We start from the raw sequence: 19,250 nt of genomic DNA, 5'->3' as shown, positions 1-19,250 counted from the left end.
AGAGCCCGACCATGAAACCGGTCATTGCGCTGGTCGGGCGTCCCAACGTCGGCAAGTCGACGCTGTTCAATCGCCTCACCCAGACGCGCGACGCCATCGTCGCCGACTTCGCAGGCCTCACGCGCGATCGCCACTACGGCAACGGCCGCCAGGGCAAGCACGAGTTCATCGTGATCGACACCGGCGGCTTCGAGCCCGACGCGGGCAGCGGCATCTTCAAGGAGATGGCCAAGCAGACGCGCCAGGCCGTGGCCGAGGCCGACGTGGTGATCTTCGTGGTCGATGCGCGCGAGGGAATCTCGGCGCAGGACCACGACATCGCCAATGAACTGCGCCGGCTGGGCAAGCCCTGCGTGCTGGTGGCCAACAAGGCCGAAGGCATGCAGGATGGCGCGAAGCTGGTCGACTTCTACGAACTCGGCTTCGGCGAGGTGCACGGCGTCTCGGCGGCGCACGGGCAAGGCATCCGCAGCCTGGTCGAACTCGCGCTCGAGCCGCTCGGGCTGCCCGATCCCGACGAGGAGGCCGAAGAGGAAGAGACCAACAACAAGCCGATCAAGCTGGCGGTCGCGGGCCGCCCCAACGTCGGCAAGTCGACCCTGATCAACACCTGGCTCGGCGAGGAGCGCCTGGTCGCCTTCGACCTGCCCGGCACCACGCGCGACGCGATCGCCGTGCCCTTCGAGCGCAACGGCCAGCGTTTCGAGCTGATCGACACTGCGGGGCTGCGCCGCAAGGGCAGGGTGTTCGAGGCGATCGAGAAGTTCTCGGTGGTCAAGACCCTGCAGGCGATCGAATCGGCCAACGTGGTCCTGTTGCTGCTCGACGCCACGCAGGGCGTGACCGATCAGGACGCCCATATCGCGGGCTACATCCTTGAAAGCGGGCGCGCGGTGGTGATCGCAATCAACAAGTGGGACGCGATCGATAGCTACCAGCGCGAGCAGATCCAGCGCCAGATCGAGACCCGGCTGCCCTTCCTCAAGTTCGCCGCGCTGCACTTCATTTCCGCCATCAAGCGCCAGGGGCTGGGGCCGGTCTGGCAGGCCATCGCCCAGGCTCACAAGTCGGCCACCCGCAAGATGTCCACGCCGGTGCTCACGCGGCTGCTGATGGAGGCGGTGCAGTTCCAGGCGCCCAAGAAGTCCGGCATGTTCCGGCCCAAGCTGCGCTACGCCCACCAGGGCGGCATGAACCCGCCGGTGATCGTCATCCACGGCAACTCGCTGGAACACGTCACCGACGCCTACAAGCGCTTTCTCGAGGGGCGCTTCCGCAAGGAATTCGACCTGGTCGGCACGCCCTTGCGCATCGAGCTCAAGACCTCGCACAATCCGTACGCAGACAAGGAGGGCTGAAGGCCTCGTGTCCCCGGATGGGGCGCTTGGCCTCCATTGACCACCGTTGAGCGATGCCGGCGCCCGAAGTTCCCGCTTTTAGGTGCCGTTATTTTTGGAAGGCTATTCGGGTTTCGTGCTGCAGTGCGGAAGTGCTGTGTTAAGGTGACCGGTTCCAACAACTACTCTTGAACACGGAGAATATCGTGAGCAATAAAGGGCAACTCCTACAAGACCCCTTCCTGAACACCTTGCGTCGCGAGCACGTGCCGGTTTCGATTTATCTGGTCAACGGCATCAAGCTGCAAGGTCAGATCGAGTCGTTTGACCAGTACGTCGTGTTGCTTCGCAATACGGTGACCCAGATGGTCTACAAGCACGCCATCTCCACCATCGTGCCGGGTCGGGCCGTCAACTTCTCGGCTGCCGAGAACGACGAAGCAGCCGCCTGATCGGCACGGAGCGCGGCGGCTCGCCCGCCGCGCTTTCTTCCAATTTGATTCCGCTTGTCTGAACTGATTTCCCGGAAAGAGGGCGCCGTCGTACTCGTCGGTGTCGATTTCGGGTTGCCCCATTTCGACGGCGAACTCGAGGAACTTGGCCTGCTCGCGCAGACCGCAGGCCTCGAGCCGGTCGCGCGCCTGGTGTGCAAACGCAAGGCGCCCGATGCGGCGCTGTTCGTCGGTAGCGGCAAGGCCGACGAAATCCGCGAGCTGGCCGATCTGCATCGCGCGAGCGAAGTGGTCTTCGACCAGGCGCTGAGCCCGGCGCAGCAGCGCAACCTCGAGCGCCAGCTCGGGGTGGCGGTGTACGACCGCACTTTCCTGATCCTCGAAATCTTCGCCCAGCGCGCACGTTCGCACGAGGGCAAGTTGCAGGTCGAACTGGCGCGGCTGCAGTACCTCAGCACGCGGCTGGTGCGGCGCTGGTCTCACCTGGAGCGCCAGCGCGGCGGCATCGGCACGCGCGGCGGCCCGGGCGAAACGCAGATCGAACTCGACCGCCGGATGATCGGCGAGTCCATCAAGCGCACGCGCGAACGGCTCGCCAAGGTGCATCGCCAGCGTGGCACCCAGCGCCGCCAGCGCGAGCGGCGCGACACCTTCAACATCTCGCTGGTCGGCTACACCAACGCCGGCAAGTCCTCGCTGTTCAATGCGCTGGTGAAGGCGCGCGCCTATGCGGCCGACCAGCTGTTCGCGACGCTGGATACCACCACGCGGCACCTGTACCTGGGCGATGCTCGCCGCAAGGTGTCGATCTCCGACACCGTGGGTTTCATTCGCGAGCTGCCTCACGGCCTGATCGATGCCTTCAAGGCCACCTTGCAGGAGGCGGTCGATGCTGACTTGCTGCTGCATGTGGTGGACGCTTCCAACCCCCACCATCCCGAGCAGATGGCCGAGGTGCAGGCAGTGCTCAAGGAAATCGGCGCCGACACGGTGCCGCAGCTCCTGGTGTTCAACAAGCTCGATGCACTTGAAAGTACGCAACACCCCCTGCATCTGCGCGACGAGATCGACGTCGATGGCGCGCAGATGCTTCGCGTCTTCCTGAGCGCCCACACCGGCGAGGGGGTTCCGGCGCTCCGCGCCGAACTCGCGCAACGGTCGCAGTCGATGAACGAGGCCATGACCCCAGAGTACGACACCGAATTGCACGATGCCGCCAACTGATTGGCACAATCCCCCCTCACTGACGAGAGAACAGAACCGAATGAATGCAAAGCCAGTGTGGAGACGATTTCAGGGCATGTTCAACCTGAACGACGGACGATGGGGCCGGGGCGATGAGCCCTCCTCGAACGGCGACCGTCCGAATGCGAACCGCCCCGACGACGAGCCGACGCCTCCGCCCGGCAACAACAATCGCCCGCGCGGCCAGGGCCCGAACCAGGGGCCGCCGGACCTCGACGAACTCTGGCGCGACTTCAACCGCAAGCTCGGCGGCCTGTTCGGCGGCCGCGGCAATGGCAACGGCGGGCGCCCGAACGGCGGCAACGGCGGTGGCCTCAAGCCCGACATGAAGAATGCGGGCGTCGGCCTGGGCCTGGTCGCCGCGGTGGCCGTGCTGATCTGGCTGGGCACCGGCTTCTTCATCGTCAACGAAGGCCAGCAGGCCGTGATCACGCAGTTCGGCCGCTACAAGGCAACCGTGGGCGCCGGCTTCAACTGGCGGCTGCCTTACCCGATCCAGCGCCACGAGCTCGTGGTCGTGACCCAGATCCGCTCCACCGACGTGGGGCGCGACACCATCGTGCGTTCCACCGGCCTGCGCGAATCGGCCATGCTGACCGAAGACGAGAACATCGTCGAGATCAAGTTCGCCGTGCAGTACCGCCTGAGCGATGCGCGCGCCTATCTCTACGAGAGCAAGACACCGGCCGACACCGTGGTGCAGGTCGCCGAAACGGCGGTGCGCGAAGTGGTCGGCAAGATGAAGATGGACGCGGCCCTCGCCGAGGAACGCGACCAGATCGCGCCGCGCGTGCGCGCCCTGATGCAGACCATCCTGGACCGCTACAAGGTCGGCGTCGAGGTCGTCGGCATCAACCTGCAGCAGGGCGGCGTGCGCCCGCCGGAGCAGGTGCAGGCCTCCTTCGACGACGTGCTCAAGGCCGGGCAGGAACGCGAACGCACCAAGAACGAAGCGCAGGCCTATGCCAACGACGTGGTGCCGCGTGCCACCGGTACCGCTTCGCGCCTGAAGGAGGAATCCGAGGCCTACAAGGCGCGGATCATCGCGCAGGCACAGGGCGATGCACAGCGCTTCGCCTCGGTGCTGACCGAATACCAGAAGGCGCCGCAGGTCACCCGCGACCGCATGTACACCGACGCCATGCAGCAGATCTACGCCAGCACCACCAAGGTGCTGGTCGACTCCAAGCAGGGTTCGAACCTGCTGTACCTGCCGCTCGACAAGCTGGTGCAGATGAGCGGCCAGAGCGCCGCCGGCACTCCGGTCGACGGCGCCAGTCCCAACGTCGCCGGCACCGCGCCGCCGCAGTCGTCCGTGATTCCGGTCGTACCGCCTTCATCCGGCGACGCGCGTGCGCGCGACGGCCGCTCGCGTGACCGCGACGTGCGCTGAGGAAACACTCATGAACAGAATCGGATTCATCGCATCGTCGATCCTCGTGGTGCTCGCGCTCCTGAGCTCCACGCTCTTCGTGGTCGACCAGCGCCAGTTCGGCATCGTCTACGCCCTTGGTCAGATCAAGGAAGTGATCACCGAGCCGGGCCTGAACTTCAAGCTGCCGCCGCCGTTCCAGAACGTGTCGTACATCGACAAGCGCCTGCTCACGCTGTCCAGCCTCGACCCCGAGCCCATGCTCACGGCGGAGAAGCAGCGCGTGGTGGTCGATTGGTACGTGCGCTGGCGCATCACCAACCCCTCGGAGTACATCCGCAACGTCGGCCTGGACGAGAACGCTGGCGCCATGCAGCTCAACCGCGTGGTGCGCAACGCCTTCCAGGAAAACGTCAACAAGCGCACCGTGCGCGACCTGATCTCGGTGCGCCGCGAGGCCCTGATGGCCGACGTCCAGCGCGAAGTGCTGGCCGTGGTGAAGGGCGCCAAGCCCTGGGGCGTGGACATCATCGACGTGCGGATCACGCGGGTCGACTACGTCGAGGCGATCACCGAATCGGTCTACCGCCGCATGGAGGCCGAGCGCAAGCGCGTGGCCAACGAGCTGCGCTCGACCGGCTTCGCTGAAGGCGAAAAGATCCGTGCCGATGCCGACCGCCAGCGGGAGGTGATCGTCGCCAACGCCTACCGCGACGCGCAGAAGATCAAGGGCGAGGGCGATGCCAGCGCGGCATCTGCCTACGCCGGCGCCTTCGGCCGCGATCCGCAGTTCGCACTGTTCTATCGCAGCCTGGACGCCTACAAGCAGAGCTTCAACAAGAAGAGCGACGTGATGGTGCTGGACCCTTCGTCGGACTTCTTCCGCGCGATGCAGGGGTCGGGCGCGGCCGCGGCTGCTCCTCGTCGATAACCGTGACTGCCCCCCGGCTTGCCACTTCGTGTGCTTCGCCACCCCCCGAGGGGGAGGCTCGGCCGCCTTGGGGCGGCCCGGCGGCGACCTAGGCGTGAGCGCAGAAACCTTCTGGAGCGCCCTCGCGCTCGTGCTGGTGATCGAAGGCCTCCTGCCCTTCTTTTCGCCGGGCAGCTGGCGGCGCGGCTTCAGCCAGCTCTTGCAGCTGCGCGACGGGCAGCTGCGCTTCTTCGGCCTGTGCAGCATCCTGCTGGGCCTCTTCCTGCTCTGGATTCTGGGGTGACCCGGGGCCGGTAGAATCCCGGTTTAACCACGCCCCCGATCCCCATGTCCGCCTGGGTCCTCCCGGATCACATTGCCGATGTGCTGCCTTCCGAGGCGCGCCACATCGAAGAACTTCGACGCCAGCTGCTCGATACCGCCCGTGGCTATGGCTACGAGCTGGTGATGCCGCCTCTGCTGGAGCACCTGGAATCCCTTCTTTCCGGCACCGGAGAGGCGCTCGACCTGCAGACCTTCAAGCTGGTCGACCAGCTGTCCGGGCGCAGCATGGGCCTGCGCGCCGACACCACGCCGCAGGTCGCGCGCATCGACGCGCACCTGCTCAACCGCCGCGGCGTGGCGCGGCTCTGCTACTGCGGCCCGGTGGTGCACACCCGGCCCGACCGCCCGCACGCGACGCGCGAGCCGCTCCAGTTCGGCGCCGAGATCTACGGCCATGCGGGGCTCGAAGCCGATACCGAGGTCCTGCGCCTCGGGCTCGATTGCCTGCACGCAGCCGGCGTGCAGGGCCCGGTCATCGTCGACCTGGCCGATGCGCGCATCGTGCGCGCGCTGTTCGCCGGCGTGCCGGTCGATGCGGCGGCCATCGCGCGCGTGCATGCGGCACTGGCGGCCAAGGACACGAGCACCCTGCGCGAACTCACGGAGGGCTTTCCGGCAGCGTCGCGCGAAGGTCTGCTCGCGCTCGTGCAGCTCTACGGCGATGCCGCGGTACTCGACGAGGCAGATCGCGTGCTCCCGGCCTCGGCCGGCGTGCGCACAGCGCTGTCGGACCTGAAGCAGCTGGCGAGCCGGCTCGACGGCGCCCGCGTCAGCTTCGACCTGGCCGACCTGCGCGGCTACGCCTACTACAGCGGCATGCGCTTCGGCATCTACACCGACGGCGCCAGCGACGCGCTGGTGCGCGGCGGCCGCTACGACGAGGTGGGCGCCGTGTTCGGCCGCAACCGCCCGGCGGTCGGCTTCAGCCTCGACGTGCGCGAGCTGGTCGGTGTGCTGCCGGCGCGGCCGCTGCGGGCCGCGATCCGCGCGCCCTGGAGCGATGCCGCGGGCCTCGGCAAGACCATCGCCGAACTGCGCAGCCAGGGCGAGACCGTGGTCTGCGTGCTGCCCGGCCACGAAAGCGAAATCGACGAATTCCACTGCGACCGCGAGCTCGTCGAGCGCGACGGGCAGTGGCGCGTGCAAGCCATCTGAATCTTCTTAAGCGGAACATCATGAGCGTTACCACCGGACGAAACGTGGTCGTCGTCGGCACCCAATGGGGCGACGAGGGCAAGGGCAAACTGGTCGACTGGCTGACCGAGAGCGCGCAGGGCGTCGTGCGCTTCCAGGGCGGCCACAACGCGGGCCACACGCTGGTCATCAACGGCGTCAAGACCGCGCTGCACCTGATCCCGAGCGGCATCATGCGCCCCGGCGTCAAGTGCTACATCGGCAACGGCGTGGTGCTCTCGGCGGCCAAGCTGTTCGAGGAGATCGAGGGGCTGGAAAAGGCCGGCGTCGAGGTGCGATCGCGCCTGCGCATCAGCGAAGCCTGCCCGCTGATCCTGCCTTTCCATGCGGCGCTCGACATCGCGCGCGAGACCTACCGCGAGAAGGGCGGCGTCGAGAAGATCGGCACCACCGGCCGCGGCATCGGCCCGGCCTACGAGGACAAGATCGCGCGCCGCGCGCTGCGCGTGCAGGACCTGAAGCATCCCGAGCGCTTCGCCGCCAAGCTGCGCGTGCTGCTCGACCTGCACAACCACGTGCTGACGCAAGTGCTGAGCGCGCCCGCGATCGAGTTCGATGCCGTCTACGACGAGGCGATGCGCCATGCCGAGCTGCTCAAGCCCATGATGGCCGACGTCTCGCGCGAGCTCAACGACGCGCACCGCGCCGGCGCCAACCTGCTGTTCGAAGGCGCGCAGGGCACCTTGCTCGACGTCGACCACGGCACCTATCCCTATGTGACCTCCAGCAACTGCGTGGCGGGCAATGCGGCCGCCGGCTCGGGCGTCGGTCCGGGCATGCTGCACTACGTGCTCGGGATCACCAAGGCCTACTGCACGCGCGTCGGCGGCGGGCCCTTCCCGACCGAGCTCGACTGGGCGACGCCGGGCACCGTCGGCTACCACCTGAGCACGGTCGGTGCCGAGAAGGGTGTGACCACCGGCCGAAGCCGCCGCTGCGGCTGGTTCGACGCGGCGCTGCTCAAGCGCTCGGCGCAGGTCAACGGCCTGAGCGGCCTGTGCATCACCAAGCTCGACGTGCTCGACGGCCTCGAGGAGTTGCAGCTGTGCACCGGCTACCAGCTCGACGGCGAGTACACCGACATCTTGCCGATGGGCGCCGACGAAATCGAGCGCTGCACGCCGGTCTACGAGAAGCTCGAGGGTTGGAGCGAGAGCACGGTGGGTATCACCCAGTACGACAAGCTGCCGGTCAACGCGAGGCTCTACCTGCAGCGCATCGAGCAGGTCACGGGCGTGCCGATCCACATGGTGTCGACCAGCCCGGACCGCGATCACACGATCATGATGCGCCACCCCTATCTCGCCGACTGAATGACGCACACCCCCAGGCTGCGCGCACGTCGTGTCGCTCCGCCAACCCCCTTGCAGGGGGCAACACCAGCGGGCCGGCAAAGCCGGTTCCGCGGTGTTTCCCGCGAAGACATCGAGACCCCTACCGAAGCAATGATGGAGAAGAGCGCATGTTGACCGAAGACGGCAAACACCTTTACGTGAGCTACGACGAGTACCACAACCTGATCGAGAAGCTCGCGATCAAGGTGCACCAGTCCGGCTGGGAGTTCGACACCATCCTGTGCCTGGCGCGCGGCGGCATGCGGCCGGGCGACGTGCTGTCGCGCATCTTCGACAAGCCGCTGGCGATCATGTCCACCAGCTCCTACCGCGCCGATGCCGGCACGATCCAGGGCCACCTGGACATCGCGCGCTACATCACCACGCCCAAGGGCGAGATCGCCGGCAAGGTGCTCTTGGTCGACGACCTCGCCGACTCGGGCTACACGCTGCATGCCGTGGTGGACATGCTCAGGACCAAGTACCCGCCGATCACCGAGCTGCGCAGCGCCGTGATCTGGACCAAGGCCTTGTCGACCTTCACGCCGGACTATTCGGTCGAGTTCCTGCAGACCAACCCATGGATCCATCAGCCTTTCGAAGGCTATGACTCGATGGGTGCGGAAAAGCTGCTGGAGAAGTGGTCCGTCTGACCGCTCAATCCGTTTTCAGCATCTCGGTGTAGCGCCGCTGCATCTCGTCGGTCGACACCTCCTCGATGCTGTGGCCGACGTTCCAGCGATGTCCGAAGGGGTCGCGGAACGAGCCGGAGCGCTCGCCGTAGAACTGGTCCTGTATCGGGATCTCGAGCGTGGCGCCGGCCTTCAGCGCGCGCTCGATCACGGCGTCTGCATCGTCCACGTGCAGGTGGATGGTGACGGCGGTGGCGCCGATCGCCTTGGCGCCAAGGATGCCGTACTCCGGAAACTCGTCGCTGAGCATCAGCGTCGCGCCGTCGAAGTCGAGCTCGGCATGGCCGATGCGGCCGCTGGGCTCGGTCAGCCTGAACTTCTCGCGCGCGCCGAACACCTCGCCGTAGTAGGCGATCGCCGCCGCGGTGTCGTTCACGCAGAGGTAGGCAAACAGTTCGTGGGTGGCCATCGGGGTCTCCTGTGGGGTCTGGTCGCGATTCTGCGCATGCCGCACGCTACCCGTCTTGAAGGAAATTGACCTCAGGCCCGCACGTGATTCGGCGAAGCGGGCGCGGCTCGGGCATAGGCCTGCGGCGTCATGCCGGTGATCTCAAGGAAGTCGCGGTTGAAATGGGGCTGGTCACTGTAGCCGGCCTGCAGGGCGAGGTCGACCCAGGGCAGGGTGTGCGCGCCGGTCCATGCGGCCATCACGCGCTGGAAGCGCAGCACCCGTTCCAGGCGCTTGGGCGGGAGCCCGGCAGCGTCCCGGAACAGCGAGATGAAACGCCGGTGGCTGTAGCCGCTGGCTGCTACCAGTTCGCCGATGGGCGCGCCGCCGCCGAGCCGGGCCAGGGCCTGCGCGATGGCGGGGTGCATGGCTTGCGGGCGGGACCGCAGGCGCTCGGTCAGCAGGGCCTCGAAGACTTCCAGTTGCGCTTCGAGGGCGCCGGCCGCATGAATGCGTTCGAGGGCATGCGCGGCCGCTGTGCCCCAGAGCGCATCGAGCGGCGTGTGGCGTTCGGCCAGTTCATGAGCGGGCAGGCCGAACAGCGCGCGGGCCGCGCCGGGCCGCAGCTGCGCACCCACAGAATGCGTCGCGCCCGACACGTCGCGCGCGTAGAAGGCCGAACGCGCGCCGCCCACGATCGCATAGCCCACCGTGTAACCAGTGCGGTCCTCGGCATCGGCGAACAGCCGCAGCGGCGGGCCGGAGAGCCGGAACACCAGGTGCATGTCGCCGGTCGGCAGCACGTGTTCGCGCAGCGGCGTGTTCGACACCGTGGCGGCAGGCACCATCGCCCACATCGATCGGACGTAAGGCCGCAGCCAGGAGGCGGGAGCGCGCGTCAGCAGCATCGGGCCATTGTCCGGCACCCGGCTTTTCGCGTCGACTAGCATGGCGGCATGCGAAAGCCCATCACCGACCTGATCCACCATCCCTACACCCCGCCCGCGAAATTCGCCGCGCCCCAGCCCGGCGTGTTCAAGGCTTCCACCGTGTTCTTCGCCGACGTCGCGGCGATGCGCGCGCGCGACTGGAAGACCAAGGCCGGCTACACCTACGGCCTGCACGGCACGCCGACCACCTTCACGCTCGAGGAGCGGCTCGCCACGCTGGAAGGCGGCACCGAATGCCTGCTCGCGCCCAGCGGGCTGGCAGCCATCGCGCTGGTGGCCTTTGCCTTCCTGAAGACCGGCGACGAGGTGCTGATCCCCGACAACGCCTACGGCCCGAACAAGGCGCTGTGCAACGGCGAGCTGGCCAACTTCGGCATCACCCACAGGCTGTATGACGCGATGAATCCGGCCGACCTCGCGGCCAAGCTGTCGGATCGCACCAGGCTGGTCTGGGTCGAGGCCGCGGGTTCGGTCACGATGGAATTCCCGGACCTGCCGGCGCTCGTGGGCGCCTGCCGCGCGCGCGGCGTGATCACGGCGCTCGACAACACCTGGGGCGCCGGTCTCGCCTTTGCGCCCTTCGATTTCAACGGCAGCGGGCAGGGCGTCGACATCTCGGTCCAGGCGCTCACCAAGTACCCCAGCGGCGGCGGCGACGTGCTGATGGGCAGCGTCATCACCCGCGACGAGCGGCTGCACCGCGCGCTCAAGTTGAGCCACATGCGCATGGGCTTGGGCATCGGCGTCGGCGATGTCGAGACGCTGCTGCGTTCGCTGCCGAGCATCGCGCTGCGCTACCAGGCGCACGACCGCAGCGCGCGCGAACTCGCCATGTGGCTCGACGGCCGTGCAGAGATCGCGCAGGTGCTGCATCCGGCGCTCGAGGGCTCGCCGGGCCATGCGCATTGGCTGCGGCTGTGCGGCGCGAGCGACCTCGCGGCCGGCCTGTTCTCGGTGGTGTTCGATGCCCGCTACAGCGCCGAGCAGGTCGATCGTTTCTGTGACAGCCTGAAACTTTTTCGGCTTGGTTATTCCTGGGGCGGGCCGATCAGCCTGGTCGTGCCCTACGACATCGGCCTCATGCGCGATGCCAGCGTTGCGCGCTGGCCGCACAAGGGCACGCTGGTGCGCTTTTCAGTCGGGCTGGAGGACGTGGACGACCTGCGCGCCGACCTCGAACAGGCCCTCGCGGCCCTCTGAAGCGCGTCGGTTATCGCGTACAGTCGGACACGTGCAGTCATCGTGACTGCCTCGCCTCAAGGAGAAGCAGTGGCAACACCCAATTACGGCTACGAGAAGCGCCAGAAGGAGTTGGCCAAGAAAAAGAAGAAGGAAGACAAGCTGCGGGAAAAGGCCGCCCGCAAGCTCAGCCCGAGCAGCGAAGGCCTGGCCCAGGGCGATCCGGAAACCGACGTGGCCTCGCTGGAGCACGATCCGCCCACCATCCCGAATCTGCCGACCAAGAACGGCTGATCCGTTCGACCCGGATTCACGGTACCCACGAAAAAGCCGCCGCGGGCAGGGCCTGCGGCGGCTTTTTCCTTTTCGGGTCACATGCCGGCGAGCAGCTTGCGCAACGCCGGCCACACGTTGTCCAGCATGCGCGGCTGGGCCGCGGCCGTCGGATGGATGCGGTCAGCCTGGAACAGGCCCGCCGCGTCGGGGCCGTCCGCCACGCCCTTCAGCAGAAAGGGCACCAGCGGCGACTTGGTGCTGCCCGCCACCTTGGTAAAGACCGCTTCGAAGCGCCGCGTGTAGTCACGGCCGTAGTTGGGAGGCACCTGGATGCCGACGATCAGCACCTGCGCGCCGGCGGCCTGCGCCGCCTTGGTCATCTGCGTCAGGTTGTCTTCGGTGCTGGTGAGCGGCAGGCCGCGCAGCGCGTCGTTGGCGCCCAATTCCAGCACCATGTGCGTCGGCTTGTGCTGCGCGAGCAGGCCCGCCAGCCGGGCGCGGCCGCCGGCCGTGGTGTCGCCGCTGATGCTGGCATTGATCACGGTCGCGGCGATCTTCTGTTCGGCCAGCCGCTTCTCCAGCAGCGGGACCCAGCCCTCGCCGCGCTTGAGGCCGTATTCGGCGGAAAGCGAGTCACCGACGACGAGAATCACGGGCTTCCTGCCGGCCGCGGGCTGGGCCTGGGCATGGAGCCATGACCCCGCACTGCCGGCGAGCGCACCGGTCAAGATAAAGTGACGTCGATTCACCACGCGAAACCTTTCAATGTCCAGTACCCGATCCGAAGCAATTGTTGCCGTCGAACACGTTTTCAAGTCTGTCACCGACTCCGCCGGCACGCTGGACATTCTGCAGGACATCGACTTCACGCTGGGCGCCCGGGAGACGGCCGCCATCGTCGGCGCTTCGGGCTCGGGCAAGAGCACGCTGCTGTCGATCGTCGCGGGCCTCGACACACCCACCCGCGGCACGGTGAGGCTCGCGGGCGAAGACCTGTTCGCGATCGACGAGGACGAGCGCGCCGCGCTGCGCGCCCGCAAGGTCGGCTTCGTGTTCCAGAGCTTCCAGCTGCTCGGCAACCTGAGCGCGCTCGAGAACGTGATGCTGCCGCTCGAACTGGCCGACCGCCGCGACGCACGAAAGGCCGCCACCGAGATGCTCGGCCGCGTCGGCCTCGGCCAGCGCCTGCGCCACTATCCCAAGGTGCTTTCGGGCGGCGAGCAGCAGCGCGTGGCGCTGGCCCGCGCCTTCGTCGTGCAGCCGGCGCTGCTCCTGGCCGACGAGCCCACGGGCAGTCTCGACTTCGCGACCGGCGAGCAGGTGATGCGGCTGATGTTCGACCTCAACCGCGAGCTCGGCACCACGCTCGTGCTCGTCACCCACGACCGCGGCATCGCCGCGCAGTGCGAGCGCCGCATCACGATCGAGGCCGGACGCGTGGTCCCCGGGGACGAAAACGGGGTCTGAACCCGGCTCGATAATCCCCACATGTCTTCCCCCAAAGTGATCTTCGGCTTCCATGCCGTGGGCGTGCGCATCAAGACCGCGCCCAAATCGGTGATCGAGGTGCTGTTCGATGCCAGCCGGCGCGATGCGCGCATGCGGCAGTTCGTCGCCCGTGCTCAGGAGGCCGGCGTGCGGCTGGTCGAGGCCGACGGCCTGCGCCTGGCCAAGCTCAGCGGCAGCCATGGCCACCAGGGCGTCGCTGCGCGCGTGGAGCCGATCCCGCAGACCCATTCGCTCGACGAGCTGCTCGAAGGCCTCGAGGCGGCCGGCACCGTGCCCTTGCTGCTCGTGCTCGACGGCGTCACCGACCCGCACAACCTGGGCGCCTGCCTGCGGGTGGCCGACGGCGCGGGCGCGCATGCGGTGATCGCCCCCAAGGACCATGCGGCCGGCATCAACGCCACCGTGGCCAAGGTGGCGAGCGGCGCGGCCGAGACGGTGCCGTACTTCATGGTGACCAACCTCGCGCGCACGCTGGGCGAACTCAAGGAACGCAACATCTGGTGTGTCGGCACCAGCGACGACGCGCCGGGCACGCTCTACCAGAGCGACCTGAAGCGCCCGCTCGCGCTGGTGCTGGGCGCCGAGGGCGAGGGCATGCGGCAGCTCACGCGCAAGACTTGCGACGAGCTGGTGAGCATTCCGATGGCCGGCGCGGTAGAGAGCCTCAATGTCTCGGTCGCGAGCGGGGTGTGCCTCTACGAAGCGATGCGGCAGCGCAGCCTCGCGGCTTAGGGCCTGTTCAGGACCTAAAGGCTGACGAAGCCGGTGTTGCCGGTGTGGTCGCGGGAACTCCAGTCGTCGACCCAATCCCTGGCCTTGCGTTCCAAGGCGTCGCAGGCCTGCGCGTCGTCCTCAAAGCGGCCCGACAGCGCAACGCGGCACAGGTGGGCTCCTTCTCGCCACAGATCGGCATGTCCGGCCGTCTGACCATCGACCCCCAGGGCACTCAGGCAGACGCGAATCTCCCAGTCCGCATAGACGACGCGTTTGACTTCGCCGTCTTCATCCATGATTTCCTCGCTCAAGGTCTTTTTGTTCCGATGGCCGAATTGATCCATGCGGAAGCTTAAACCTTCCGCATGGGCCTACTTTGCACTTTGACCGCCGGGGGCGGTCCGAGCGCTCAGGCTACCTTGACGTCGATGCGCCGCGGCTGCGCCTGTTCCACCTTGGGGATGCGCAGCGTCAGTACGCCGTTGGCCAGCTCGGCCGAGACCTTCTCGGTGTCGAGCTCCTTGCTCAGCGTGAAGACGCGGTGGAAGCGCGCGAGGCCGACCTCGGCGTGGCTCGATTGCAGGCCTTCGGGGACGGCCAGGTCCGACTCGGCGTCGATGGTGAGCGTGTCGGACTCCACCTGGAGCCGCAGCTTGTCCTTGGAGACGCCGGGCAGATCGGCATAGAGCGTGATGCCGGTGCTGTCCTCCACCACGTCCACCGGCGGCGTGAGCGCCGCCTCGCCGTAGCCCGCCTTGTCCTTGCGGGCGAGGGTGTCAAGCTCGTTCATGGCAAGTGCTCCTTTCATTGGATGGCGATGCGACGGGGCTGCGCGGAAGCGCGCCGCTGGATCGTGATGTGCAAGATGCCGTCGCGGTACTTGGCGTCGACGGCGTCGGAGTCTGCGTCTTCCGGCAGCGTGAGAACGCGGCGGAAGCTGCCCGCAAAACGCTCGTGGATGTGCACGGTGGAAGGCGAGTCGTCTTCCGGCAGCAACGACTTGCGCTCGCCGGCAATGGTCAGCAAGCCACGGTCGAGTTGGACCTCGAGCGCGGCCGGATCAATGCCGGGGGCGAAGGCGTAGATTTCTACCGTTTGCGGCGTGCCGCCGACGTTCAGGGCCGGGAAACCGCCGCGGCCCAAACCTCGGATGCTTGGAGACAGATCGAAGGCCTGCTGCATTTCGCGTTGCAGGCGATCCATCTCGGCGAACAGATCGCGTGGGAACAGGGATCGATACATGGCGAAACCTCCATTTGGCTGAAGAGACAAACGGAGCGCCGGAGACGCCTCCGGCGCTTCCGGTCAAGGAGGTGGGAGCGGCCCGCGCGGATTTCAAGAGCGGGGCAGCGCTAAAAAAAGCTCAGGAAGGATCCTTGCTGCGCGTGCGCCCCACGGCGGTGAAGATGCCGATGCCGAGCAGGATGAGCGCGCCGATGCCGATGTAGAGCGTCGGCACGCCGGCCACCGAGGCGCCCCAGGCCACACCGGCCAGGAAGATCAGAAAACCGATCAGGTAGAGCGCAAAGGACATGGTTCTCTCTCCGATGTTTGGATCGAACCAGTGTGTCCGGGGAATCGGCCAGGCACGGCGGCTGGTGCCGCCAATGCGTGTGGGAGGGTGCCTACCGCGCCGCGGTCTCGGCGCTCGCGGCGTCGAGCGCGGCGATGGTTTCGGCATCGAGCGCAAGGCTGGCCGCGGCCACCAACTCGTCGAGCTGCTTCTGCGAAGTGGCGCTCGCGATGGGTGCCGTGATGGAGGGGCGCGCGATCTGCCATGCGATCGCGACCTGGCCCGGCGTCGCGCCATGCGCATTGGCCGCCGCATCGAGCGCGGCCAGGATGCGCAGGCCGCGCGGGTTGAGGTACTTCTTCGTGGTGTTCGCGCCGCGCGCGCTCTTGGCGGCGTCGGCCTCGCTGCGGTACTTGCCCGTGAGGAAACCGGCCGCGAGCGCGTAGAAGTTGATCACGCCGACGCCGCGTTCGAGGCACAGCGGTTCCAGCGCGTCCTCGAACACGGCGCGGTCGTAGAGGTTGTAGAGCGGCTGCAGGCTCTCGTAGCGCGGCAGGCCTTCGCGCTCGGCGACGTCGAGCGCGTCCGCCAGCCGCGGCGCGCTGTAGTTCGAGGCACCGATGGCGCGCACCTTGCCGGCCTTGATCAGGTCGGCGAAGGCGCCGAGCGTGTCGGTCAGCGGTGTCTCGGCATCGTCGTCGTGCGACTGGTAGAGGTCGATGTGGTCGGTCTTGAGGCGCTTGAGCGACGCATCGACCGCCTCGTGGATGTAGGCCGGCGAAAGCCCTTTCTTGCCTTCGCCCATCGGCTTGCCGACCTTGGTCGCGAGCACCACGCGGTTGCGCTTGCCGGTCTGGCGCAGCCACTTGCCGATGATGGTTTCCGATTCGCCGCCGCTGTGGCCCGGCACCCAGCTCGAGTAGACGTCGGCGGTGTCGACGAAGTTGAAGCCGGCATCGAGCCAGGCATCGAGCAGCCGGAACGAAAGCGCCTCGTCGACGGTCCAGCCGAAGACGTTGCCGCCGAAGGCGAGCGGCGAGACCTGGAGGCCGGAGCGGCCGAGGGGGCGAAGTTGCATGAGATGCTTTCCTTGAAGACTCAGATGAAGCCCAGCGCGCCCAGCAGCGCCCCGGCACCGAGCAGCCAGAGCAGATGGATGCGAGTGCGCCAGACGATAAATGCTGCCACGCCGGTCAGCAGCCAGAGGTGCCAGGCGGGCGCACCGCCGCCATGGTTACCGGCGGCGAGCACCCAGCCGGTCGCGATCAGCAGGCCTACCACCACCGGCGCCATGCCCTGCTTGAAGGCGCGCACCTCGCGCCGCGTGCGGTTGCGATGGCCCCAGCGCGTCGCGACGTAGGTCAGCGTGGTGCTCGGCAGCATGATGCCGACCATCGTGATCGCGAGTCCGAGCAGGCCGAGCCCCCAGGCCTGGGGCCCGGCGCCGATGCCGCCGCCGGCATTGAGGCCCACGTTCCACCCCATCAGCGCCACGAAGAGCACGTTGGGCCCCGGCGCGGCCTGCGCGATCGCGACCGAGGAGCTGAACTGCGCGTCGGTCAGCCAGCCGTGCTGGGCGACCAGGTAGCGGTGCATGTCGGGCACGGTGGTGATGGCGCCGCTGATCGAGAGCAGCGAGAGCAGCAGGTACTGGCCGAAAAGGGCCAGCCAGTCGTGCCAGTGCATGGCAATGGTCATGCTTTGATCTTTTTCCAGGTCCACACGCAAGCCACGCCGCCCACCGCCAGCAGCACCCATCCGAGCGGAATGCGCGCGAACGCGATGGCAGCGAAGACCAGGGCCACGAAACCCAGGCAGGCGCCGAAGCCGAGCGGATGCCGGCGCAGCGCCGGGATCAGCTTGATGCCGGTGGCGGCGATCAGCCCGCCGGCCACCGCGCCCATGCCGCGCAAGGCGCCGGCGACCTGCGGGTTGCCGGCGTAGTGGGCGTAGAGCACGGCCAGCGCAAGGATCACGACCAGCGGCACGGTCAGCATGCCGGCCACCGCGGCCACGGCGCCGCGCAGGCCGAAGTAGCGGTCACCGATCATCAGCGCCAGGTTGATCACGTTCGGCCCCGGCAGCACTTGGGCGACTGCCCAGTCCTCGAGGAATTCGTCGGCTGTGAGCCAGCGTTTCTTCTCGACCATCTCGCGCTGCACGATCGCGAGCACGCCGCCGAAGCCCTGCAATGCGAGCCAGGTGAACGAAACGAAGAGGTCGCGGGTGGATCGGGGTTGCGGGCGGTCGGGTGCCGCCGCATCGGTAGGGGCCGGGTGCATCGCGCTCGATTATCGGGGCAGGTCGGGCGGGCCGTTTGCCGACACGCCGGCGCTGCGCATGCTGCGACACTCGCGCCATGCAGCCGCGCGAACTCTTCGATCTCTGCAAGCAGGCCCTCATGTCCTGGAAGGCCGACTACGCGCCGAGCATGGGCGCGGCACTGGCCTACTACACGGTGTTCTCGGTGGCGCCCCTGCTGCTGATCGTGATCTCGGTGGCCGGCCTGGTGTTCGGCCAGGAAGCGGCGCGCGGCGAGATCATGACGCAGCTCTCGGGCCTCATGGGCGAGCAGGGCGCGCGGGCGGTGCAGGGCATGCTGGAGGCTGTCAACAAGCCGAAGGAAGGCATCATCGCCACCGTGATCGGCATCGCCTTGCTGGTGATCGGCGCGACCACGGTGTTCGGCGAACTGCAGGATGCGCTCGACCGCATCTGGCGCGCCCCCGCGCGCGACAGCGGCAAGGGCTTGCTGAACCTGCTGCGCGTGCGCCTGCTGTCCTTCGGCATGATCATGGGTATCGGCTTCCTGCTGATGGTGTCGCTGGTGGCCAGCGCGGCGCTGGCGGCGCTCAGCAAGTGGTGGGCGCCGGTCTTCGGCGGCTGGGCGACGCTCGCGCAGGCGGTCAACTTCGTCTTCAGCTTCGCGATGGTGACCGTCGGCTTCGCGATGATCTACAAGATCATGCCGCGCGTGCGCGTGCAATGGCGCGACGTGGGGGTGGGGGCCGCGGTCACGGCGCTGCTGTTCACCGTGGGCAAGCACCTGATCGGCCTGTACATCGGCAAGAGCAGCGTGGCCTCGGGCTACGGCGCCGCGGGTTCGCTGGTGGTGGTGCTGGTGTGGGTCTACTACTCGGCGCAGATCTTCCTCTTGGGCGCCGAGTTCACCTGGGTCTACGCGCACAAGTACGGATCGCTGCGCGACGTCGCGCGACCGGGCGCGCCTTCCTCGCCGACGCGCGCCTAGCCGGCGAAGCCGCCCTCATCGAGGAACGCCTGCTCCTCCGGCGTGGTCTCGCGGCCCAGCGCCTTGTTGCGATGGGGAAAGTGGCCGAAGCGCGCAATGATGTCCCGGTGCAGCACCGCGTAGCGCTGCGTGTTGGCGTCGAGCGTGGCATTCAGCTCGACGGAGCGCTCCTGGTCCTGGAGCGATTCCGAATGCATGAAGGGCAGGTAGAAGAAGGGCCGCAGCGCGGCTTCGACCTGTCGGTCCAGGCCGGCCTCGATCGCCATACCCGCGATCGCGCGCGCCTTGCCGTCGGTGGCGAACATGTGGGCGCTGTTGCGCCATGCGTTGCGCGGGAACTGGTCGAGCAGCACCATGAGGGCGAGCGCGCCTTCGGCATCGGCTGCCCAGGCGTCGAGCGCGCCGGTGGCGGCGGCATGGTGGGCGGCTTCGAAGCGCGACTTGAATTCGGCATCGAAGGCCTCGTCCTTGGCGAACCATCGCTTCGGTCCGGCCTCGGTCCAGAAGGTCGCGACATCGTGGGCTGTGGGCAGGGATTTCATGGGCTCGATGATGCCATCGGGTGCCCCGAAGTCGGGCTCGTGGCCGAC

General features: G+C 67.6%; 25 protein-coding genes. 14 read left to right on the top strand and 11 right to left on the bottom strand.

The window, feature by feature from the left end:
- Positions 1-11: 11 nt before the first annotated feature.
- The 9 genes from der (at position 12) to ACSQ86_RS17340 (ending at position 8,842) form a co-directional block, all read left to right on the top strand.
- Positions 12-1,358 carry a ribosome biogenesis GTPase Der gene (gene der, locus ACSQ86_RS17380; protein WP_436309301.1) on the top strand — a complete coding sequence of 449 codons (1,347 nt, stop codon included), beginning with the start codon at positions 12-14 and terminating at the stop codon, positions 1,356-1,358.
- A gap of 185 nt (positions 1,359-1,543) precedes the next feature.
- Positions 1,544-1,789 (top strand): RNA chaperone Hfq, encoded by a 246-nt coding sequence (hfq, locus tag ACSQ86_RS17375; protein WP_093108079.1) that lies wholly within the window; start codon positions 1,544-1,546, stop codon positions 1,787-1,789.
- 54 nt (positions 1,790-1,843) lie between these two features.
- Positions 1,844-3,013, top strand: a complete 1,170-nt coding sequence (hflX, locus tag ACSQ86_RS17370) for a GTPase HflX (RefSeq protein ID WP_436304479.1) — start codon at positions 1,844-1,846, stop codon at positions 3,011-3,013.
- A gap of 76 nt (positions 3,014-3,089) precedes the next feature.
- Positions 3,090-4,427, top strand: coding sequence for an FtsH protease activity modulator HflK (gene hflK, locus ACSQ86_RS17365; RefSeq protein ID WP_436304478.1), 1,338 nt, complete (start codon positions 3,090-3,092; stop codon positions 4,425-4,427).
- A 10-nt stretch (positions 4,428-4,437) separates the two neighbouring features.
- On the top strand, positions 4,438-5,337 hold the full coding sequence (hflC, locus tag ACSQ86_RS17360) for a protease modulator HflC (RefSeq protein WP_436304477.1): 900 nt from the start codon (positions 4,438-4,440) through the stop codon (positions 5,335-5,337).
- Between the two features lie 94 nt (positions 5,338-5,431).
- Positions 5,432-5,620 (top strand): DUF2065 domain-containing protein, encoded by a 189-nt coding sequence (locus ACSQ86_RS17355; protein ID WP_093108272.1) that lies wholly within the window; start codon positions 5,432-5,434, stop codon positions 5,618-5,620.
- A gap of 44 nt (positions 5,621-5,664) precedes the next feature.
- Complete coding sequence (locus tag ACSQ86_RS17350; protein ID WP_436304476.1) at positions 5,665-6,816, top strand: ATP phosphoribosyltransferase regulatory subunit; 1,152 nt, start codon at positions 5,665-5,667, stop codon at positions 6,814-6,816.
- Between the two features lie 20 nt (positions 6,817-6,836).
- Entirely contained in the window at positions 6,837-8,168 is a 1,332-nt protein-coding gene (locus ACSQ86_RS17345; protein WP_214697900.1) for an adenylosuccinate synthase, read from the top strand.
- Positions 8,169-8,317: 149 nt separating this feature from the next.
- Positions 8,318-8,842 carry a phosphoribosyltransferase gene (locus ACSQ86_RS17340; RefSeq protein WP_436304475.1) on the top strand — a complete coding sequence of 175 codons (525 nt, stop codon included), beginning with the start codon at positions 8,318-8,320 and terminating at the stop codon, positions 8,840-8,842.
- Positions 8,843-8,846: 4 nt separating this feature from the next.
- Here the strand turns inward: ACSQ86_RS17340 and ACSQ86_RS17335 are convergent, their stop codons facing one another.
- Together ACSQ86_RS17335 and ACSQ86_RS17330 are read right to left on the bottom strand one after the other, a co-directional pair.
- Positions 8,847-9,290 (bottom strand): VOC family protein, encoded by a 444-nt coding sequence (locus ACSQ86_RS17335; protein ID WP_436309300.1) that lies wholly within the window; start codon positions 9,288-9,290, stop codon positions 8,847-8,849.
- 71 nt (positions 9,291-9,361) lie between these two features.
- Positions 9,362-10,177: a helix-turn-helix domain-containing protein gene (locus ACSQ86_RS17330; RefSeq protein ID WP_436304473.1), complete on the bottom strand. Its 816-nt coding sequence runs from the start codon at positions 10,175-10,177 to the stop codon at positions 9,362-9,364.
- A 48-nt stretch (positions 10,178-10,225) separates the two neighbouring features.
- Here ACSQ86_RS17330 and ACSQ86_RS17325 point away from each other — a divergent pair, with 48 nt between their 5' ends.
- Positions 10,226-11,419, top strand: a complete 1,194-nt coding sequence (locus ACSQ86_RS17325) for a cystathionine beta-lyase (RefSeq protein WP_436309299.1) — start codon at positions 10,226-10,228, stop codon at positions 11,417-11,419.
- A gap of 69 nt (positions 11,420-11,488) precedes the next feature.
- Entirely contained in the window at positions 11,489-11,692 is a 204-nt protein-coding gene (locus ACSQ86_RS17320; RefSeq protein WP_093108061.1) for a hypothetical protein, read from the top strand.
- A 77-nt stretch (positions 11,693-11,769) separates the two neighbouring features.
- On the opposite strand, the gene ACSQ86_RS17315 is transcribed toward ACSQ86_RS17320, so the two are convergent.
- Positions 11,770-12,423 (bottom strand): arylesterase, encoded by a 654-nt coding sequence (locus ACSQ86_RS17315; RefSeq protein ID WP_436309298.1) that lies wholly within the window; start codon positions 12,421-12,423, stop codon positions 11,770-11,772.
- A gap of 16 nt (positions 12,424-12,439) precedes the next feature.
- Here ACSQ86_RS17315 and ACSQ86_RS17310 point away from each other — a divergent pair, with 16 nt between their 5' ends.
- A complete protein-coding gene (locus tag ACSQ86_RS17310; RefSeq protein ID WP_436304470.1) occupies positions 12,440-13,141 on the top strand; it encodes an ABC transporter ATP-binding protein in 702 nt (233 codons plus the stop codon).
- Positions 13,142-13,162: 21 nt separating this feature from the next.
- The gene (rlmB, locus tag ACSQ86_RS17305) at positions 13,163-13,915 is read left to right on the top strand and encodes a 23S rRNA (guanosine(2251)-2'-O)-methyltransferase RlmB (protein ID WP_093108057.1); all 753 of its coding nucleotides are present in this window, start codon (positions 13,163-13,165) and stop codon (positions 13,913-13,915) included.
- Positions 13,916-13,929: 14 nt separating this feature from the next.
- Here rlmB and ACSQ86_RS17300 read toward each other — a convergent pair whose 3' ends face one another.
- From ACSQ86_RS17300 to ACSQ86_RS17270, 7 genes are all read right to left on the bottom strand, one after another.
- Positions 13,930-14,241, bottom strand: coding sequence for a hypothetical protein (locus tag ACSQ86_RS17300; protein WP_436304468.1), 312 nt, complete (start codon positions 14,239-14,241; stop codon positions 13,930-13,932).
- Positions 14,242-14,306: 65 nt separating this feature from the next.
- Complete coding sequence (locus ACSQ86_RS17295) at positions 14,307-14,687, bottom strand: Hsp20/alpha crystallin family protein (RefSeq protein ID WP_436304467.1); 381 nt, start codon at positions 14,685-14,687, stop codon at positions 14,307-14,309.
- Positions 14,688-14,701: 14 nt separating this feature from the next.
- Positions 14,702-15,139, bottom strand: a complete 438-nt coding sequence (locus ACSQ86_RS17290) for an Hsp20/alpha crystallin family protein (protein WP_436309297.1) — start codon at positions 15,137-15,139, stop codon at positions 14,702-14,704.
- A 121-nt stretch (positions 15,140-15,260) separates the two neighbouring features.
- Positions 15,261-15,431, bottom strand: coding sequence for a SoxR reducing system RseC family protein (locus ACSQ86_RS17285; protein ID WP_139191699.1), 171 nt, complete (start codon positions 15,429-15,431; stop codon positions 15,261-15,263).
- Between the two features lie 91 nt (positions 15,432-15,522).
- On the bottom strand, positions 15,523-16,488 hold the full coding sequence (locus ACSQ86_RS17280) for an aldo/keto reductase (protein WP_436304465.1): 966 nt from the start codon (positions 16,486-16,488) through the stop codon (positions 15,523-15,525).
- Positions 16,489-16,508: 20 nt separating this feature from the next.
- Positions 16,509-17,108: a chromate transporter gene (locus ACSQ86_RS17275; RefSeq protein ID WP_436309296.1), complete on the bottom strand. Its 600-nt coding sequence runs from the start codon at positions 17,106-17,108 to the stop codon at positions 16,509-16,511.
- Entirely contained in the window at positions 17,105-17,692 is a 588-nt protein-coding gene (locus ACSQ86_RS17270) for a chromate transporter (RefSeq protein WP_436304463.1), read from the bottom strand. The genes ACSQ86_RS17275 and ACSQ86_RS17270 overlap by 4 nt, the downstream gene beginning before the upstream one ends.
- Before the next feature lie 77 nt (positions 17,693-17,769).
- Between ACSQ86_RS17270 and ACSQ86_RS17265 the strand changes: the two genes are divergently transcribed.
- Complete coding sequence (locus ACSQ86_RS17265; protein WP_436309295.1) at positions 17,770-18,660, top strand: YihY/virulence factor BrkB family protein; 891 nt, start codon at positions 17,770-17,772, stop codon at positions 18,658-18,660.
- Here ACSQ86_RS17265 and ACSQ86_RS17260 read toward each other — a convergent pair.
- Positions 18,657-19,202 carry a DUF924 family protein gene (locus ACSQ86_RS17260; protein ID WP_436309294.1) on the bottom strand — a complete coding sequence of 182 codons (546 nt, stop codon included), beginning with the start codon at positions 19,200-19,202 and terminating at the stop codon, positions 18,657-18,659. The genes ACSQ86_RS17265 and ACSQ86_RS17260 overlap by 4 nt on opposite strands.
- Between the last annotated feature and the right edge of the window lie 48 nt (positions 19,203-19,250).

Origin of the sequence: Variovorax sp. LjRoot130 (assembly GCF_964253755.1) — a bacterium.
GTDB lineage: Bacteria > Pseudomonadota > Gammaproteobacteria > Burkholderiales > Burkholderiaceae_C > Variovorax.
Note: the sequence above shows the minus strand (reverse complement) of the source record. Positions and strands in the feature narration are given on the sequence as shown.

What these genes read in the sequence shown, in the direction of transcription:
- der (WP_436309301.1), top strand. Translation starts at nt 12, where the DNA reads ATGAAACCGGTCATTGCGCTGGTCGGGCGTCCCAACGTCGGCAAGTCG.
- hflK (WP_436304478.1), top strand. Translation starts at nt 3,090, where the DNA reads ATGTTCAACCTGAACGACGGACGATGGGGCCGGGGCGATGAGCCCTCC.
- hflC (WP_436304477.1), top strand. Translation starts at nt 4,438, where the DNA reads ATGAACAGAATCGGATTCATCGCATCGTCGATCCTCGTGGTGCTCGCG.
- ACSQ86_RS17350 (WP_436304476.1), top strand. Translation starts at nt 5,665, where the DNA reads ATGTCCGCCTGGGTCCTCCCGGATCACATTGCCGATGTGCTGCCTTCC.
- ACSQ86_RS17345 (WP_214697900.1), top strand. Translation starts at nt 6,837, where the DNA reads ATGAGCGTTACCACCGGACGAAACGTGGTCGTCGTCGGCACCCAATGG.
- ACSQ86_RS17340 (WP_436304475.1), top strand. Translation starts at nt 8,318, where the DNA reads ATGTTGACCGAAGACGGCAAACACCTTTACGTGAGCTACGACGAGTAC.
- ACSQ86_RS17335 (WP_436309300.1), bottom strand. Translation starts at nt 9,290, where the DNA reads ATGGCCACCCACGAACTGTTTGCCTACCTCTGCGTGAACGACACCGCG.
- ACSQ86_RS17330 (WP_436304473.1), bottom strand. Translation starts at nt 10,177, where the DNA reads ATGCTGCTGACGCGCGCTCCCGCCTCCTGGCTGCGGCCTTACGTCCGA.
- ACSQ86_RS17325 (WP_436309299.1), top strand. Translation starts at nt 10,226, where the DNA reads ATGCGAAAGCCCATCACCGACCTGATCCACCATCCCTACACCCCGCCC.
- ACSQ86_RS17310 (WP_436304470.1), top strand. Translation starts at nt 12,440, where the DNA reads ATGTCCAGTACCCGATCCGAAGCAATTGTTGCCGTCGAACACGTTTTC.
- rlmB (WP_093108057.1), top strand. Translation starts at nt 13,163, where the DNA reads ATGTCTTCCCCCAAAGTGATCTTCGGCTTCCATGCCGTGGGCGTGCGC.
- ACSQ86_RS17300 (WP_436304468.1), bottom strand. Translation starts at nt 14,241, where the DNA reads ATGGATCAATTCGGCCATCGGAACAAAAAGACCTTGAGCGAGGAAATC.
- ACSQ86_RS17295 (WP_436304467.1), bottom strand. Translation starts at nt 14,687, where the DNA reads ATGAACGAGCTTGACACCCTCGCCCGCAAGGACAAGGCGGGCTACGGC.
- ACSQ86_RS17290 (WP_436309297.1), bottom strand. Translation starts at nt 15,139, where the DNA reads ATGTATCGATCCCTGTTCCCACGCGATCTGTTCGCCGAGATGGATCGC.
- ACSQ86_RS17285 (WP_139191699.1), bottom strand. Translation starts at nt 15,431, where the DNA reads ATGTCCTTTGCGCTCTACCTGATCGGTTTTCTGATCTTCCTGGCCGGT.
- ACSQ86_RS17280 (WP_436304465.1), bottom strand. Translation starts at nt 16,488, where the DNA reads ATGCAACTTCGCCCCCTCGGCCGCTCCGGCCTCCAGGTCTCGCCGCTC.
- ACSQ86_RS17275 (WP_436309296.1), bottom strand. Translation starts at nt 17,108, where the DNA reads ATGACCATTGCCATGCACTGGCACGACTGGCTGGCCCTTTTCGGCCAG.
- ACSQ86_RS17270 (WP_436304463.1), bottom strand. Translation starts at nt 17,692, where the DNA reads ATGCACCCGGCCCCTACCGATGCGGCGGCACCCGACCGCCCGCAACCC.
- ACSQ86_RS17265 (WP_436309295.1), top strand. Translation starts at nt 17,770, where the DNA reads ATGCAGCCGCGCGAACTCTTCGATCTCTGCAAGCAGGCCCTCATGTCC.
- ACSQ86_RS17260 (WP_436309294.1), bottom strand. Translation starts at nt 19,202, where the DNA reads ATGAAATCCCTGCCCACAGCCCACGATGTCGCGACCTTCTGGACCGAG.